The sequence below is a fragment of the Qipengyuania citrea genome (genome assembly GCF_024171405.1).
GTDB classification, from domain to species: Bacteria; Pseudomonadota; Alphaproteobacteria; order Sphingomonadales; family Sphingomonadaceae; genus Qipengyuania; species Qipengyuania profunda.
In genome coordinates, this window is record NZ_JALJZT010000002.1 from 1072195 (window position 1) to 1087741 (window position 15547).

Consider the following 15547-nt stretch of genomic DNA (forward strand, 5'->3'; position numbering starts at 1 on the left):
AAATCAGGGAATACAGATGACCCATACAACCCCGCTTCTGCGGGGCCGGCGTCTTGCGCTCTTCACAAGCGCAGGGATCGCAGCCCTCGCCATTACCACCCCCGTTTTCGCTCAGGATGCTGATGACAGCATCGTCGACGAGCAGGTCGAAGCCGCCCCCACACCCGGCAACGCCATCATCGTCACCGGTTCGCGTATCGCCTCGCCCACGGTCGAGTCGCCCGCGCCGCTCCAGATCGTCGATAGCCAGGTTATCGATGATGCCGGGGTTACCAACATTCAGGAAGTGCTGCTCGAAAACCCCGTTTTCGGCACGCCCGCCCTCAGCCGCACCAACTCGGCTTTCCTTACCTCGGGTACCGGTGTCGCCACGGTCGACCTTCGCGACCTCGGCTCCGACCGTACGCTGGTTCTGATCAACGGCCGTCGGGTCGTCGGCAGCGTTGCAGGTTCGGCCACGGTCGACCTTAACGTGATCCCGACGCAGTTCATCGAACGCGTTGACATCCTTACCGGTGGCGCTTCGTCGCTGTACGGTTCGGACGCGATCGCCGGTGTTGTGAACTTCGTTTACAAGACCGATTTCGAAGGCGTCGAAGCCAACGCCCAGTATGGCATCACCGAAGAAGGTGACGACGCGCGGTACCAGGCCAACCTCACCGCGGGTACCAACCTCGCCGGCGGCGATGGCAACATCATGGTCCACTTCGGCTATTCGAACGAAGAAGGCCTGCTGTCGAACAAGCGCGCCAACACCCGCGTCGACGATCTCGATTCGATCTATTTCGGCGGCGAGTTCGGCGTTCCGACGGAACCCTATTACTCGAGCTTCCCTCCGCAGGGCCGCTTCGTCACCCCCGGCGGGACGTTCACCTACGATCCGGACGGAAACCTGCAGGACTGCTTCACCACCAATGGCCCGACCTGTGCGTCGACCATCGGATCGGGTACTGGTCCGAACGGCTTCAACCGCCAGGACTTCCGCACGCTGGCCGTTCCGGTTGAGCGTTACCTGTTCGCCGCCCGCGCCAATTACGCGCTGTCGGACAACGTCAGTGTCTTCGCTGAAGGTACCTTCAACAAGACCACCTCGTCGCGCATCATCGAGCCGTTCCCGCTTGAATCGGGCGGCGCCAACGGGATCTACCCGACCGATGGTGGCTACAACATCGAGAACTACCTTCCCGGCACCAGCACGATCGTAGCCAACCCGTTCGTTCCGGCGGAAATTCTCGCTGCTGCGACCGATTCGAATGGCGACGGACTGCGTGACATCGGCTTTGCCCGTCGCCTGTCTGAATTCGGCGGCCGCACCGGCTCGACCTCGCGCGATTTCTATCGCTTCGTGGTCGGTCTCGAAGGTGGCCTGTTCGACGACAAGTTCAGCTGGGACATCAGCTACAACTACGGCGACGTCAGCGAAAACCAGGTCTCGTCGGGTCAGGTCAATGTGATCAACTTCCGCGATGCACTCGCCGTGCGTTCGGAAGTCGGTGACGAGAACGGTAACGGTATCGCTGGTGAAGCGATCTGTATCGACCCCGAAGCGCGTGCAAACGGTTGTGCTCCGGCCAACATCTTCGGCGCAGGCAGCATGTCGCAGGATGCCGTGAACTACATCCAGGCGCAGGGCACCTACCAGACCGGGATCACCCAGCAGGTCGTGCAGGCCAACCTTTCGGGCTCGCTCTTCGAGCTTCCCGCAGGTTCGGTCGGCATCGCTGTCGGTGCGGAATACCGCAAGGAAAGCTCGTTCTCTGACAATGATGCGCTGACCAATGCCGGCCTCAACGCCGGTAACGTCCTGCCCGACACCAGCGGTTCGTTCGACGTGAAGGAAGCCTACGGCGAAATTCGCGTTCCGATCCTTGCCGATACCCCGTTCTTCGAAATCCTCGAAGTCGGTGCAGCGGCGCGTGTATCGGACTACTCGACCGTCGGTACCACGTTCAGCTGGAACGTGACCGGCACCTGGGCGCCGATCGAAGACGTCCGTTTCCGCGGCACCTACGCCAAGGCGGTTCGTGCGCCTAACGTGGGCGAGCTGTTCTCGGGTCTGTCGCAGACCTTCCCGAGCGGCCTGACCGATCCCTGCGAAGGCATCGGTGCCACCGGCGGCGGCGCACTGGGCGACAATTGTCGTGCAGCTCCGGGCGTAGCGGCAAACATCGCTGCAAACGGTACGTTCACGCTGAACCAGTCGGATATCCAGGGTATTTCCGGCTTCAACGGCGGCAACCCGGACCTGCAGGAAGAAACTGCAACGTCGTGGACTGCGGGTGTGATCATCAACCCGCGCTCGTTCGACGCTCTGCGCAACCTCACGATCACCGGCGACTACTACAATATCGAAGTAGAAGACGTGATTTCGGGCTTCCCGCGGCAGTTCAGCCTCGACCAGTGCTATGGCCAGGGCAATGCTACGTTCTGTGACCTGATCACGCGCCGTCCGACGGCGACCGCGGTCAACAGCGCGGGTTCGATCGATCTGATCAACTCGCTGTCGGTCAATGCTTCGGTCCTCAAGACCTCGGGCATCGACGTGACCGCGAACTGGTTCACCGGTCTCGGCCTGATGGAAAACGATCGTCTGACGATCCGTGGTGCATACACGCACATCCTCGAGAACGACTTCTTCTCGCTTCCGGGTGGCGACGCCGACCGGACCGATGGTGAAGTTGGCACCTCGAAGGATCGTTTCACTGCAAATGTTGCATATGGAACGGGCGATTTCCGCACGACGTTCACCGGTACCTTCATCGGCAGCGCCTACATCGACGACCAGTTCGATGGCTCGCGCGTCTATGAAATCCCGGCTGAATTCTACCTCGACATGCAGACGACGTTCTTCGCTGGCGACCGGTACGAATTCTATCTCGGCGTCGACAACCTGCTCGACAACGATGCCCCGAACATCCTCAGCGGTGTGACCGGCAACGTTACCGGGTCGGACACTGCCGCAGACGTCTACGATGTCTTCGGTCGTCGCTATTACGCTGGTGTTCGCCTCACCTTCTGAGGCCTCGGCAGCTAACGACACAAAAGAAAGGGCCCCGGGAAACCGGGGCCCTTTTTCGTGTCGGTACTAGGTCGGCGCGGTCAGGTGATCGTCATCGCCAGTTCGCCGTCGCCTTCGTCGATTGCGACCTTGGAGCCGTCGGGCACCTTGCCCGACAGGATCATGTCGGCCAGCGGGTCCTGCACATAGCGCTGGACCGCGCGCTTGAGCGGGCGCGCGCCATAGACGGGGTCGTAGCCCACGCGGCCGAGCCATTTCTTCGCTGCCTCGCTCAGTTCGAGCACGATCTTGCGATCCGTGAGCAGCTTCTGCACCCGCGCAACCTGGATCTCGACGATCGGCGCCATGTGTTCCTGCGCCAAGCGGTGGAACAGGATGATCTCGTCCAGCCGGTTGAGGAACTCGGGGCGGAAATGCCCGCGCACCACATCCATCACCTGCGGCTCGACATCCGCGACCTTCTGGTCATCGTCCATATTGGCGAGATACTGGCTGCCGAGATTGCTGGTCAGGATGATCAGCGTGTTGCTGAAATCGACCACGCGGCCTTGCCCGTCGGTCAGCCGCCCGTCGTCGAGCACCTGCAGCAGCACGTTGAACACGTCGCTATGCGCCTTCTCGACCTCGTCGAACAGCACCACCTGGTAGGGGCGCCGGCGGACCGCTTCGGTCAGCACGCCGCCTTCCTCGTAACCGACATAGCCCGGGGGCGCGCCGATCAGCCGGGCGACCGCGTGCTTCTCCATGAACTCGCTCATGTCGATGCGCACCATCGCGCTGTCGTCGTCGAACAGGAAGCCGGCGAGCGCCTTGGTCAGTTCGGTCTTGCCGACGCCGGTCGGGCCGAGGAACAGGAAGCTGCCCAGCGGCCGGCCGGGATCCTGCAGGCCTGCGCGCGCACGACGCACCGCCTTGGACACGGCATCGATCGCCTGGCTCTGGCCGATCACCCGCTTGGCGAGGATGTTCTCCATGTCGAGCAGCTTTTCGCGCTCGCCTTCCATCATGCGGTCGACCGGAATACCGGTCCAGCGGCTGACAACACCGGCGATATCGTCTTCGGTGACCTCTTCCTTGAGCAGCGCATTGTCGGTGTGGCCGGACGCTTCCGCGAGCTTCTTCTCCAGCTCGGGGATCCGCCCATATTGCAGTTCGCCCGCCTTCTGCAGGTCACCGCCGCGCTGCGCCTGTTCGAGTTCGATCCGCGCCTGGTCGAGATCTTCCTTGATCCGCGCTTCGGCGTGGATCTTGTCGCGCTCGTTCTGCCAGCGCGTGGTCAGTTCGCTCGATTGCTGTTCGAGTTCGGACAGTTCCTTGCGCAGGTTTTCGAGCCGGTCCTTCGAGGCGGTGTCGGTTTCCTTCTGCAGCGCCTGCTCCTCGATTCGCAGCTGGATGATGCGGCGGTCGAGGTTCTCGATTTCCTCGGGCTTGCTTTCCACTTCCATGCGGATGCGGCTGGCGGCCTCGTCCATCAGGTCGATCGCCTTGTCGGGGAGGAAGCGGTTCTGGATATAGCGGTTGGACAGCTGCGCCGCGGCAACGATCGCGCCATCGGTGATGCGCACACCGTGGTGCAGTTCGTATTTGTCCTTGATCCCGCGCAGGATGCTGATCGTGTCCTCGACGCTGGGCTCGTCGATGAAGACCGGCTGGAAGCGCCGCTGCAGCGCGGGGTCCTTCTCGACATATTTCTGGTATTCGTCGAGCGTGGTCGCGCCGATGCAATGCAACTCGCCGCGGCTGAGCGCGGGCTTGAGCAGATTGCTCGCATCCATGCTGCCCTCGCTTGCGCCCGCGCCGATCAGCGTGTGCATTTCGTCGATGAACAGGATGATCTGCCCTTCGGCACCCTTCACCTCGTCGAGTACGGCCTTGAGCCGTTCCTCGAACTCGCCGCGGTACTTCGCCCCGGCGATCAGCGAGCCCATGTCGAGCGCCATCAGCGTGCGGCCCTTGAGGCTGTCGGGCACATCGCCATTGGCGATACGCAGCGCGAGGCCTTCGGCGATCGCGGTCTTGCCGGTGCCGGGTTCGCCGATGAGCGCGGGATTGTTCTTGGTCCGGCGCGCGAGGATCTGCACGGTGCGGCGGATTTCCTCGTCGCGGCCGATCACCGGGTCGAGCTTGCCGTCGCGCGCTGCCTGCGTCAGGTCGCGGGCGTATTTCTTCATCGCGTCGTAGCTTTCTTCGGCGCCCGCGCTGTCGGCGGTGCGGCCACCGGTGACTTCCTGGATCGCGGCCTCGAGCGCCTTGGCGTCGATGCCCGCGGCAGTCAGCGCCTTGCCTGCCGAATTGTCGGCCAGCGCGAGCGCCTGCAACAGGCGCTGGACGGGGACGAAGCTGTCGCCCGCCTTCTCGGCGAGCTGTTCGGCCTGGTCGAGCGTGCGCACGGCGTCATTGTCGAGCCCCGGCGTCTGCTGCGCCCCGCCGCCCGAAACCGCCGGCACCTTGGCCAGCGCATTGTCGACTTCGGTGATGGCCACGCCGGGGTTGCCGCCGGCACGCTGGATCAGCTGCGCGGCCATGCCCTGCTCGTCGTCGAGCAGCGCCTTGAGCAGATGCGCGGGCGAAATCCGCTGGTGATTCAGGCGGATCGCAACGGTCTGTGCAGCCTGCAGGAAGCCCTTGGCGCGGTCGGTGAATTTCTCGAGATTCATGCAAACACCCCAGTTATGAATTGTCGCCCGGATATGGTGTTGCGATTATGCAACACAACCCCTCCCCGCGAATTTTCACGAGGTGTGTTAGCTACATATAGGGGTCGCGGGAGGCTTGTGAAGCCAGCCCGGGCGCAATTTAGGCCAGCCGCGCACCATCCGCGACACCCGGTTCGGGACGGGCGAGCAGGATCTCGCCGTCGCTGTCGGGGAAACCGAGCACCAGGATTTCGGACATGAAGGGGCCGATCTGGCGCGGGGCGAAATTGACCACCGCCATCACGCGCTGTCCGACCAGGGCGTCGGGCGTGTGATGCCCGGTGATCTGCGCCGAGCTTTTACGCTCGCCGATCTCGGGTCCGCAATCGACCCACAGCTTGATCGCCGGGCGGCGTGCCTCGGGGAAGGGTTCGGCGCGGGTTACCGTGCCGGCGCGAATGTCGAGAGCGGCGAAATGCGCGAAATCTGCATGGTCCATGACGCCGGTCTATGCCGAGCGCTAGCGTGCATCAACCTTCGGCCAGCGGCTCCAGCCCGGGAACCATCACCGTGCGGTCGCCGCCGAAATCCTCGCGCACCACGACCAGTCCCTGCCGCTCGAGATGGTCGAGCAGCCGCCGGATACGGCCGGGCGAACTGGTGCCATAGGCGCGTGCGAGCTCGGCCTCGTCGACCTGCGTCTCGCCCGCATGCGCGGCCTTGGCGATCACGAGGAACGGGCCGAGCAGGTCTTCTTCCACTGCACCGGCCAGCTGCATGATCCGCGCCTGCAGACCCTCGTCGAGATCTTCCAGACCGGCGCCGGCCACGGCGAACCGGCGGCGGAAGGCGCGCATGTCGGGCATCGGGCCGATCAACCGTTCGCGGCGGCAGCGGGTGAGGAAGGTCTGATATTGCGCGCTGGCGGACTGGAAGGCGATCCCTTCTTCCTGCGCCAGCTCGCTGATGATCTGCGCGATCCGCGTGGCGACCACATTGGTATCGACCGGCTCCGCGCGGGGCTCGACCTGGCGCTCCTCCGCGCGGGCGATGCTGTCCTCGATCTCGTCGACCGGCGGCGCGGGCGGCGGGGCAGGTGGCGGCGGCGCCTTGGCCACATCGGCCGCGAGGTCGGTGGTGAGCAGCGCCGCCATATCGGCGGGCGCGGTATCGGGTAGCGCCATCAGCCCTTCGCTGCGCGCCTGGTGGCCGGTCTTCACCGGGCCGATCTTCACCGCGAGTGGCAGCCGCGTGATCGCCGGGCCGAGCGCAAGGAAATGCCCGCGCTCGAGCTCGCGGATCCGCTCCGCCTGCCGTCGCTCCATCCCGAGCAGATCGGCTGCGCGTATCATGTCGATATCGAGGAATGTCCGCCCCATGAGGAAGTTCGACGCTTCGGCTGCGACGTTTTTCGCCAGCTTCGCCAGGCGCTGCGTGGCGACGACCCCCGCCAGACCGCGCTTGCGCCCGCGGCACATGAGGTTGGTCATCGCCGCCAAAGTCATCCGGCGCGTATCCTCGGCCATCTCGCCCGCGGCGGCGGGGGCGAACATCTGCGCTTCGTCGACCACCACCAGCGCCGGATACCAATGTTCGCGTGGGGCATCGAACAGCGCGGTCAGGAATTGCGCCGCACAGCGGATCTGCTGTTCGACCTCGAGCCCGTCGAGATCGAGCACCACGCTGGCGCGGTGTTCGCGAATGCGCCGCGCCAGTGCCTCGATCTCTCCCGGCGAATAGGCGGCGCCGTCGATCACCACATGGCCGAACTCGTCCGCCAGCGAGGGGAAATCGCCTTCGGGGTCGATGACCACCTGCTGCACCATCCCCGCGCTTTCTTCGAGCAGCCGCCGCAGCAAATGCGACTTGCCGCTGCCCGAATTGCCCTGGACGAGCAGACGGGTGGCGAGAAGCTCCTCGATATCGAACTCGACCGGCTTGCCGGACGATTCGTGGCCGATGGTGATCTGGGCTGTCACGCAACAGCGATTAGCCAGTCGAATCCGCAAGGGGGAACAGCGCCGCGGCGGTTTTGCCCAATCGCATTGCGTCACCCCGCTCCCCTCGCTAGTCGGGTTGCAAGAGAGGACGGAAATCTATGAGGAAATCGCTGGGGCGCATTGGTTTTGCGCTGCTTCTGCTCGTGCTGGTCGCATTCATCGCGCTGGCGACGTGGGAACCCTTCTGGGCCAAGCGCGACGATGTCGCCCTGCCCGACCGGACCTACACCGCCGAAATCAGCCGCGATGAATTCGGCGTACCGCATATCTACGCCGCCACCGATGCCGATGTCGCCTATGGCGTGGCCGTGGCGCATTCGGAGGATGATTTCTCCACCCTGCAGGATGTGATCGCGATGAGCCGCGGGCGCTATGGCGCGATCGCGGGCGAGGAGGGCGCGGCCTTCGACTATGCGTATCACCTGCTCGACGCGCGCGGCACGGCCGAGCGCGAATATCCGCTGCTTCCCGCAGACACGCGCGCGTTGTTCGATGCCTATGCCGTCGGCCTCAACGATTTCGCCGAAGCGCATCCCGGCGAAGTGAAGCTGGGCAACCTCTTCCCCGTCGACGGCGTCGATGTGGCTGCGGGTTTCGCGCTGCGCCAGCCGTTCTTCTTCGGCCTGGGCGGGATTATCGAACCGCTGGTGTCGGGCGAGCCGCTGCTGCCCGAATACGGCCCCGCGATCCCGCGTGATACCGGCGGGGCAGCCCCGGCCATCGAGCCTGCCGAAGTCATCCGGACGGAGGCCGCACCCGGCCCCGACTTGGCCCGCGCCGGGCCGCTCCCCAGGGGCGAAGAGGCCGCGCTGGCCGGGTCCAACGCATTTGCAGTCACGCCCGAGAAATCGGGCGGCCCGACGATCCTTGTGTCGAACAGCCACCAGCCCTGGCGTGGCGGCGTGGCGTGGTACGAACTGGTCGTCGAGAGCGAGGAAGGCTGGCATTATGCGGGGGCGAATTTCCCCGGCAGCCCGTTCCCCTTCCTCGGGCATAACGAACATCTCGGCTGGACCAATACGGTCAACACGCCCGACATGACTGATATCTACCGGCTCGAGATGAACGAGGACGAGACGCAATACCGCATCGGCGACCGGTGGCGCGAGCTCGAGGCGCGAACGGTCACCCTGCCCGTCAAGCTCGGCCCGGTCACCCTGCCGATCCGCCGCACGGTCTATCGCAGCGTCCATGGCCCGGTGATCAAGAACAACGAGGGCTTCTTCGCGGTGCGTTATGGCGGGATCGGCAATCTCGGCCAGCTCGATGCCTATTACCGGCTCAACAAGGCGAGTAGCCTCGAGGAATTCGAGCGAATCCTCGCGCGGATGGACATCCCTTCGACCAATTTCATCTATGGCGACGAGGCGGGCAACATCGCCTATGTCTACAACGCCGCCATCCCTGACCGCGCGAAGGGATATGACTGGCGCACGGTGCTGCCGGGCGACGATCCGCGGGCGATCTGGTCCGGTCCGGTCGCCTATCAGGAACTGCCGCGTTACGTGAACCCGGCCAGTGGCTGGCTCTACAACGCCAACAACACGCCCTATACCGCCGCGGGGGCCGGGAGCGATCTTTCGCCCGAAGATTTCGCCCCCGAACTCGGCATCGAGCTCAAGCAGACCAACCGCTCGCGCCGTGCGTGGAAATTGCTGAGCGAGGCGGGGCAGCTCGACCGCGCCACGCTCGAGGCGATCAAATACGACACGGGCTACGACCGCAGCGGCTATGTCGCCAAGCTGTGGGACGAACTCGAAGCGCTCGACCTGTCGGACGATGCCGAGCTCGCGCAGGCACGCGACATGCTGATGGGCTGGGACTTCACCGCCGACAGCATCGGCGAAGCCGATGCGCTGGCGCTGTTGATGATCCGCGAGTTCATGTCGTCCAGCTACCAGAACAAGCCGTGGCCCGATGCCCGCGCCGAGCTGGAGAAACAGGTCGCGCATCTCAACACCCATTTCGGGCGCATCGACCCGCCGATGGGTGATTTGCTGCGCCTGCGGCAGGGCACGGTCGATCTGCCGCTCGATGGCGGATCGGACACGCTGCGCGCCTCGACCCTGTGGGACATCGACGACGATGGACGCCTCTCGGTGCGGCATGGTGACAGCTTCATCCAGTGGGTCGAATGGCTGCCCGGCGAACGTGTTTCCTCGCGTTCGATCCAGCCGTTTGGCGCCGCCACCACGCGGCCCGATTCCCCGCATTACACCGATCAGGCTGCGCTGTTCGTCAAGCATCGCTTGAAGCCGGTGCATTTCTGGCGCGAGGATGTGCTGGCCAATGCAAAGTCGCGCACGACCGTGACCAATCGTCGCTGACGCGTTAGCATCGCCCAAACCCGGATTTCGAACACACCATCGAGGTATCATGCGTATCAAGCCCCTCCTGACCGCCAGCGTGCTGGCCCTCGCTCTCGGGGCCTGCGCGCCCGCCATGACCGCCAGCGCGCCGGAAACCGCACCCGCCGTGGCAACGGCCGATGCCGCCCCGGCAGAACTCGCCGCGCTGGTCGAACAGGTCGACATTCCGTTCGAGAAATTCACGCTCGACAACGGGCTCGACGTGATCGTCCATACCGACCGCAAGGCCCCGATCGTCGCGGTGGCGGTGTGGTACAATGTCGGTTCGAAGGACGAGCCGAAGGGCAAGTCGGGCTTCGCGCATCTGTTCGAGCATTTGATGTTCAACGGCAGCGAGAACGCCCCTCAGGACTATTTCCAGTACCTGCAGGAAATGGGCGCGACCGATTACAACGGCACGACCAATTTCGACCGCACGAACTATTTCCAGACCGTGCCCCGCCCCGCGCTCGAACGCGCGCTGTGGCTCGAAAGCGACCGCATGGGCTATCTGCTCGGCGCGGTCACGCAGCAGAAGCTCGATAACCAGCGCGGCGTGGTGCAGAACGAAAAGCGCCAAGGCGACAACCAGCCCGGCGGGCTGGTGTTCTACGAGATCGTCAACACGCTCTTCCCCGCGCCGCATCCCTACGACCACACGCCGATCGGCTCGATGGCCGACCTCGACAGCGCCAGCATGGACGATGTGCGCGACTGGTTCCGCGACAAATATGGTCCCAACAACGCCACCGTGGTGCTGGCCGGCGACATCTCGCCCGCAGAAGCCCGCCCGCTGGTCGAGAAATACTTCGGTCCGATCGCGCGTGGCCCGGTCAACAACCCGGCCGAAGCCGCCGTCCCCGAGCTTGCCGAAGACGTCCGCACGGTGATGCGCGACCAGGTCGCTGCGGTCAGCATCGACAAATACTGGACCGCGCCGGGCATCACCGATCGCGAACTCACGGCACTGACCGTGGGCGCGCGGATCCTCGGCGGGTTGTCGTCGAGCCGTCTCGACAATGCGCTGGTGCGCGACGAGCAGCTGGCGGTGAGCGTTTCGGCCGGAAACTACGCTTGGCAGCGCGTCGGCATCCTCAACGTCGCCGCCACTGCCCGTCCCGGCGTTGACGAGGCCGAAGTCGAGCGCCGTCTCGACGCGCTGATTGCCGAGTTCATCGCCGAAGGCCCGACCGAAGACGAGGTCCGCCGCGCGGCGACCAGCTCGGTCGCCAGTACGATCCGCGGTCTCGAACAGGTCGGCGGCTTCGGCGGCAAGGCCGTGACCCTGGCATCGGGCGAAGTGCTGGCGGGCGATCCGGGCTTCTATGCGCGCGAGTTCGAAATCCTCGCCACGCTGACCCCGGGTGAAGTCCAGGCGGCAATGCAGCGCTGGATGACCCGCCCCTCGATGACATTGATCCTCGAACCCGGCGAGCGCGGCGACGCTTATGAAGAAGCGGCCAGTGTCGCCGAGACCGACACGCAGGCGGACGAGGGTGCGGCCGAAGAGCTGACCGTCACCAAGGAACGTCCCGCCCCGCCGATCGACTCGATCGCGCAGCTCGACTTCCCCGACGTGCAGCACACCACGCTGGCGAACGGAATGACGCTGCATTACGCGCAGCGCGACGCGATCCCCGCGACCTATGTCACGCTCTCCTTCGATGCGGGCAGCAGTGCCGACCCGGCAGACAAGCGCGGGCTTGAAAGCCTCGCGCTCGGCCTGTTCGAGGAAGGCACCACCAGCATGAGCTCGCGCGAGATCGCCGAAACCAGCGAACGGCTGGGCGCAAATATCTCGCTTGGCGGCGGTGCCGATCGGTCGAGCTTCACGTTGTCCGCGCTGTCCGCCAATCTCGTGCCCTCGCTCGAACTCCTGTCCGACATCGTCCGCAACCCGGCCTTCGCGCAGTCCGAGATCGACCGCGTCCGCGCGCAGCGGATCACCAGCGTCGAACAGGAATTGCGCACCCCGGCCTCGATCGCGCAGCGCACCGCCGCCCCGCTGATCTATGGCGCGGACAGCCCCTATGCCGGACCCGAAAGCGGCACGGTGGAATCGCTCTCGGCGATCACCCGCGCCGACATCACCGGCTTCAAGGACCGCTGGATCCGGCCCGACAATGGCGAAATCTTCGTCGTCTCGGACCGCCCGCTGGACGAGATCGTCACGGCGCTCGATGCCGTTCTGGCCGACTGGGAAGCCCCCGCGAATGCGAAGGGCGAGAAGAGCTTTGCCGCAGCCCCCGCAGCGCCCGCCGAAAGCCGCATCGTGCTGGTCAACCGGCCCAATTCGCCGCAGAGCTACATCTATGGCGGCCAGCTGACCTCGGTCGATCCGCGCGGCGAAACCTATGTCGATTTCCTCAACGCCAACAACGCGCTGGGCGGCAATTTCCTCGCCCGGCTCAACATGAACCTGCGCGAGACCAAGGGCTGGAGCTACGGCGTGCGCGGGGCCCCGCTGACGAGTGAGAACGCGGTCGCCTATACCGTGCGCGCGCCCGTCCAGGCCGACCGCACCGGCGATGCGCTGGCCGAACTGATCCGCGAAACCGGCGAATTCCTCGACACGCGCGGCGTGACCGATGAGGAGCTGACCCGGATCGTCACCGCCGAGATCGGCGAACTGCCCGGTCAGTTCGAAACCTCGGGCGCTATTCTCGGCGCGATGCAGAGCAATGCGCTGTATGGCCGGCCCGACGATTACTACGAGATCATCGCCGACCATTACCGCGAACAGACCACCGCCAGCCTCGATGCCGCAGCCCGCGCAGCGATCGATACCGACCGCTTCGTCTGGGTCGTGGTAGGCGATGCGGCGGTGGTCGAACCGCAGCTCGAACAGCTCGGACTGCCGGTCGAACGCGTCGAAATGGCGGGAACCGACTAATTGACATTCGTGTCAGCAGGCCCGATTGAAATGGTACTTTGAACCCCCAAGCGAAGAGAGGAATTTCCATGTCCGTAGCAGGTACCTACGATACCGTCGTCAAGAGCCCGATGGGCGACCAGAAGGGCACTTTGACGGTCGTGCCGAGCGACGATGGCAACAGCTTCACCGGCTCGATGGCCGGTGGCATGGGCTCGATGGACATCACCGACGGCACGATCGAAGGCGATACGCTCAAGTGGAAGATGGACATGACCGTCCCGATGCCCATGACGCTCAACTGCACCGCCACCGTGACCGGTGACCAGATGACCGGCACCGTCAATGCGGGCGCTTTCGGCGACATGCCGCTGACCGGCGAACGCCAGGGCTAAGCCTCGCAGCTACCCAACACAAAGGGCCGCCGGAGCGATCCGGCGGCCCTTTCTATTTGCGGCGAGGCGAACGGGTCCTAGCGGACCACGTCCATTTCCTCGATCAGGGCGTGGGCGCCGTCGACCTTGTCCATCACCCACAGCATGTAGCGCGTGTCGACATGAATCGTGCGCGTGGTGCGCGGGTCGAAATCCCAGTCCGAATTGACGCTTTCGAAGGTTCCGTCGAACAGCAGGCCGACCAGTTCGGCGCGCGCGTTGAGCGTGGCCGAGCCGCTGTTGCCGCCGGTGCTGTCGAGATCCGACAGGAAGTTGACCGGCACCGAACCGATGCTGTCCAGCGCATAGGGGCCGTAATCGCCCGCACGGATGCTGGCGAGCTGGCCTTCGGGCGCATTGAACGGCTCTTCGCCGGTATCCTTTTCGAGGATGCCTTCGAGCGTGGTGAACGGCAGATAGGCCATCCCGTCGCGCGGGCTGCCGCCCAGCACCTTGCCATAGGTCACGCGCAGCGTGCTGTTGGCATCGGGATAGGTCGCCGCGCCCTGGCTGCGCTGCCATTGCGTGATCGCGTCCATATAGGCGGGACGCAGCGCCAGCGCGCGGCCTTCGCGTTCCTCGCTCTCGGCCTCGAGCTTGCGCTCGTAATCGTAGAGCGCGACCGCCAGCTGCATGAAGGGATCATGGCTCGCCTCGAGCTCGGCGGCGCTCGCTTCCATCAGCGCAAGCCGTGTCTCGCTCTCGTCCAGCGTGGTGCCCGCGTAATAGCCATCCACGATCGCATCGAGCTGCTTGGCATCATCGACGCCCGTCAGGCCCAGCGCCTCGTCGAACACCGCCACGCGTTCGGCTTCCGGCTGCGCGAGATAGCCCTCGAGGAACAACAGCCATTCGGCCTTGTCGACCGCCGCGTCATAGCGCCGGTCGAGCGCTTGCAGGCCCTGGCGGAAGAACGCCATGTCGCGTTCCTGGTAGCCGCTTTCGCGCTGCGCATCGGGCAGCTCGCGTTCCTTGGCGAGGCGATAGAGCCGCTGCGCCGCCGACAGCAGCTGCGCGCGCGTCGCATTGCCATACCAGAAATTGGTCCGCGCGGCGGTGGCGCTTTCACCGGTCAGCGTGTCGAGCGAAGCCAGCGCCTCGCCATAAGGGCTGCGCGCAGCATCGGCGGCGATCCACGCATCGAGCGCAGCCTCGCGCTGGCGCCGGCGATCGACGAGGCCCACCCGGCGCGCGCCATCGATCTGCCCGCGCAGGTTCTTTTCGTAATTGTTGAGCCCGGCAAGCCGCGATTCGTATTTCACGCGCGCGTCGGAGCCGACCGGCGCAGCCTCCTCGATCGTGTCGATCCAGTCGTTGAGCAGCGTGACGAAGGTCGGATAGGTCCATTCGAAGGTGTTCTCGACTTCGCCCAGCCGCGCATAGCGCTGGGTCGAACCGGGATAGCCCGCGGCCATCACGAAATCGCCGTCATCGAGCCCGGCTGCGCTCACCTTCAGATGGTGTTCGGGCCGGTAGGGGACATTGTCCTCGGCATATTCGGCGGAGGAGCCGTCGGGCGCGACATAGGCGCGGTAGAAGGCGAAATCGCCGGTGTGGCGCGGCCACATCCAGTTATCGATATCACCGCCATATTTACCGACCGCATCGGCGGGGGCATAGACCAGCCGCACATCCTTGACCTCGAGCCGCTTGATCAGCGTGTATTCCTTACCGCCATAGAAACCCGCGACGAGGCAGCGATAGCCCGCTTCCTGCTCGCATTCGGCGGTGATGTCCTTCACCCGCTGGTCGACCGTGTCATAACGCTCGGTCGGCGAAAGCGTGTCGATCCCGTCGCGCACGCGCGCGGTCACATCGCTGATTTCGGTGGTGACATAGACGCGCGATCCGGGCGCGGCGGGCAGTTCGTCGCCCTTCGCCTGCGCGAGGAAGCCATTCTCGAGATAATTGTTCTCGGCGGTGGAGTTGTACTGTACCGATCCGCGTGCGCAGTGATGGTTGGTGACCACCAGCCCCTCGGGCGAAACGAAGCTCGCCGAACAGCCCTGCAGCTGGACGATCGCGCCCATCGGGAAGCCGGTCAGGTCGGACAGCTTCTCGGGCGAAACTTCGAGCCCCATGGCGCGCAGATCGTCGGCGATTTCGGGCAGCTGGCCGGGGGTAAACATCCCCTCCTTGGCAGCCAGCGGAGCGGATGCGACGCAGGCCATCAGCGCTGCGAACACGGCAGTGTTTCTCATCGGGATACAGTCCTCATTCCAGATGCGCGATGACGCG

At 64.8% G+C, this 15547-nt stretch carries 8 protein-coding genes; 4 read left to right on the forward strand and 4 right to left on the reverse strand.

What is annotated here, in order from left to right; all coding sequences use genetic code 11:
• The first annotated feature begins 16 nt into the window (after positions 1-16).
• On the forward strand, positions 17-3019 hold the full coding sequence (locus tag J2S32_RS06245; protein ID WP_253518425.1) for a TonB-dependent receptor plug domain-containing protein: 3003 nt from the start codon (positions 17-19) through the stop codon (positions 3017-3019).
• A gap of 80 nt (positions 3020-3099) precedes the next feature.
• Here the strand turns inward: J2S32_RS06245 and clpB are convergent, their stop codons facing one another.
• The 3 genes from clpB to J2S32_RS06260 all read right to left on the reverse strand — a co-directional run bounded on the left by clpB (position 3100) and on the right by J2S32_RS06260 (position 7634).
• Positions 3100-5676 (reverse strand): ATP-dependent chaperone ClpB, encoded by a 2577-nt coding sequence (gene clpB / locus J2S32_RS06250; protein WP_253518428.1) that lies wholly within the window; start codon positions 5674-5676, stop codon positions 3100-3102.
• A gap of 139 nt (positions 5677-5815) precedes the next feature.
• Positions 5816-6154 (reverse strand): tRNA-binding protein, encoded by a 339-nt coding sequence (locus tag J2S32_RS06255; protein ID WP_253518432.1) that lies wholly within the window; start codon positions 6152-6154, stop codon positions 5816-5818.
• A gap of 31 nt (positions 6155-6185) precedes the next feature.
• Entirely contained in the window at positions 6186-7634 is a 1449-nt protein-coding gene (locus J2S32_RS06260) for an ATP-binding protein (protein ID WP_253518465.1), read from the reverse strand.
• Positions 7635-7753: 119 nt separating this feature from the next.
• On the opposite strand from J2S32_RS06260, the gene J2S32_RS06265 reads away from it, so the two are divergent.
• The 3 genes from J2S32_RS06265 to J2S32_RS06275 all read left to right on the forward strand — a co-directional run bounded on the left by J2S32_RS06265 (position 7754) and on the right by J2S32_RS06275 (position 13270).
• Positions 7754-9982 carry a penicillin acylase family protein gene (locus tag J2S32_RS06265; RefSeq protein WP_253518468.1) on the forward strand — a complete coding sequence of 743 codons (2229 nt, stop codon included), beginning with the start codon at positions 7754-7756 and terminating at the stop codon, positions 9980-9982.
• Positions 9983-10031: 49 nt separating this feature from the next.
• Positions 10032-12896, forward strand: a complete 2865-nt coding sequence (locus J2S32_RS06270; RefSeq protein WP_253518472.1) for a M16 family metallopeptidase — start codon at positions 10032-10034, stop codon at positions 12894-12896.
• A gap of 68 nt (positions 12897-12964) precedes the next feature.
• On the forward strand, positions 12965-13270 hold the full coding sequence (locus J2S32_RS06275; RefSeq protein ID WP_253518475.1) for a hypothetical protein: 306 nt from the start codon (positions 12965-12967) through the stop codon (positions 13268-13270).
• A 77-nt stretch (positions 13271-13347) separates the two neighbouring features.
• Here J2S32_RS06275 and J2S32_RS06280 read toward each other — a convergent pair whose 3' ends face one another.
• Positions 13348-15510 carry a S46 family peptidase gene (locus J2S32_RS06280; RefSeq protein ID WP_253518478.1) on the reverse strand — a complete coding sequence of 721 codons (2163 nt, stop codon included), beginning with the start codon at positions 15508-15510 and terminating at the stop codon, positions 13348-13350.
• Positions 15511-15547: the final 37 nt, after the last annotated feature.

Bases quoted from the DNA above. Each gene is read 5' to 3' on its own strand.
- J2S32_RS06245 (WP_253518425.1), top strand. From the start codon at position 17: ATGACCCATACAACCCCGCTTCTGCGGGGCCGGCGTCTTGCGCTCTTC.
- clpB (WP_253518428.1), bottom strand. From the start codon at position 5,676: ATGAATCTCGAGAAATTCACCGACCGCGCCAAGGGCTTCCTGCAGGCT.
- J2S32_RS06255 (WP_253518432.1), bottom strand. From the start codon at position 6,154: ATGGACCATGCAGATTTCGCGCATTTCGCCGCTCTCGACATTCGCGCC.
- J2S32_RS06265 (WP_253518468.1), top strand. From the start codon at position 7,754: ATGAGGAAATCGCTGGGGCGCATTGGTTTTGCGCTGCTTCTGCTCGTG.
- J2S32_RS06270 (WP_253518472.1), top strand. From the start codon at position 10,032: ATGCGTATCAAGCCCCTCCTGACCGCCAGCGTGCTGGCCCTCGCTCTC.
- J2S32_RS06275 (WP_253518475.1), top strand. From the start codon at position 12,965: ATGTCCGTAGCAGGTACCTACGATACCGTCGTCAAGAGCCCGATGGGC.
- J2S32_RS06280 (WP_253518478.1), bottom strand. From the start codon at position 15,510: ATGAGAAACACTGCCGTGTTCGCAGCGCTGATGGCCTGCGTCGCATCC.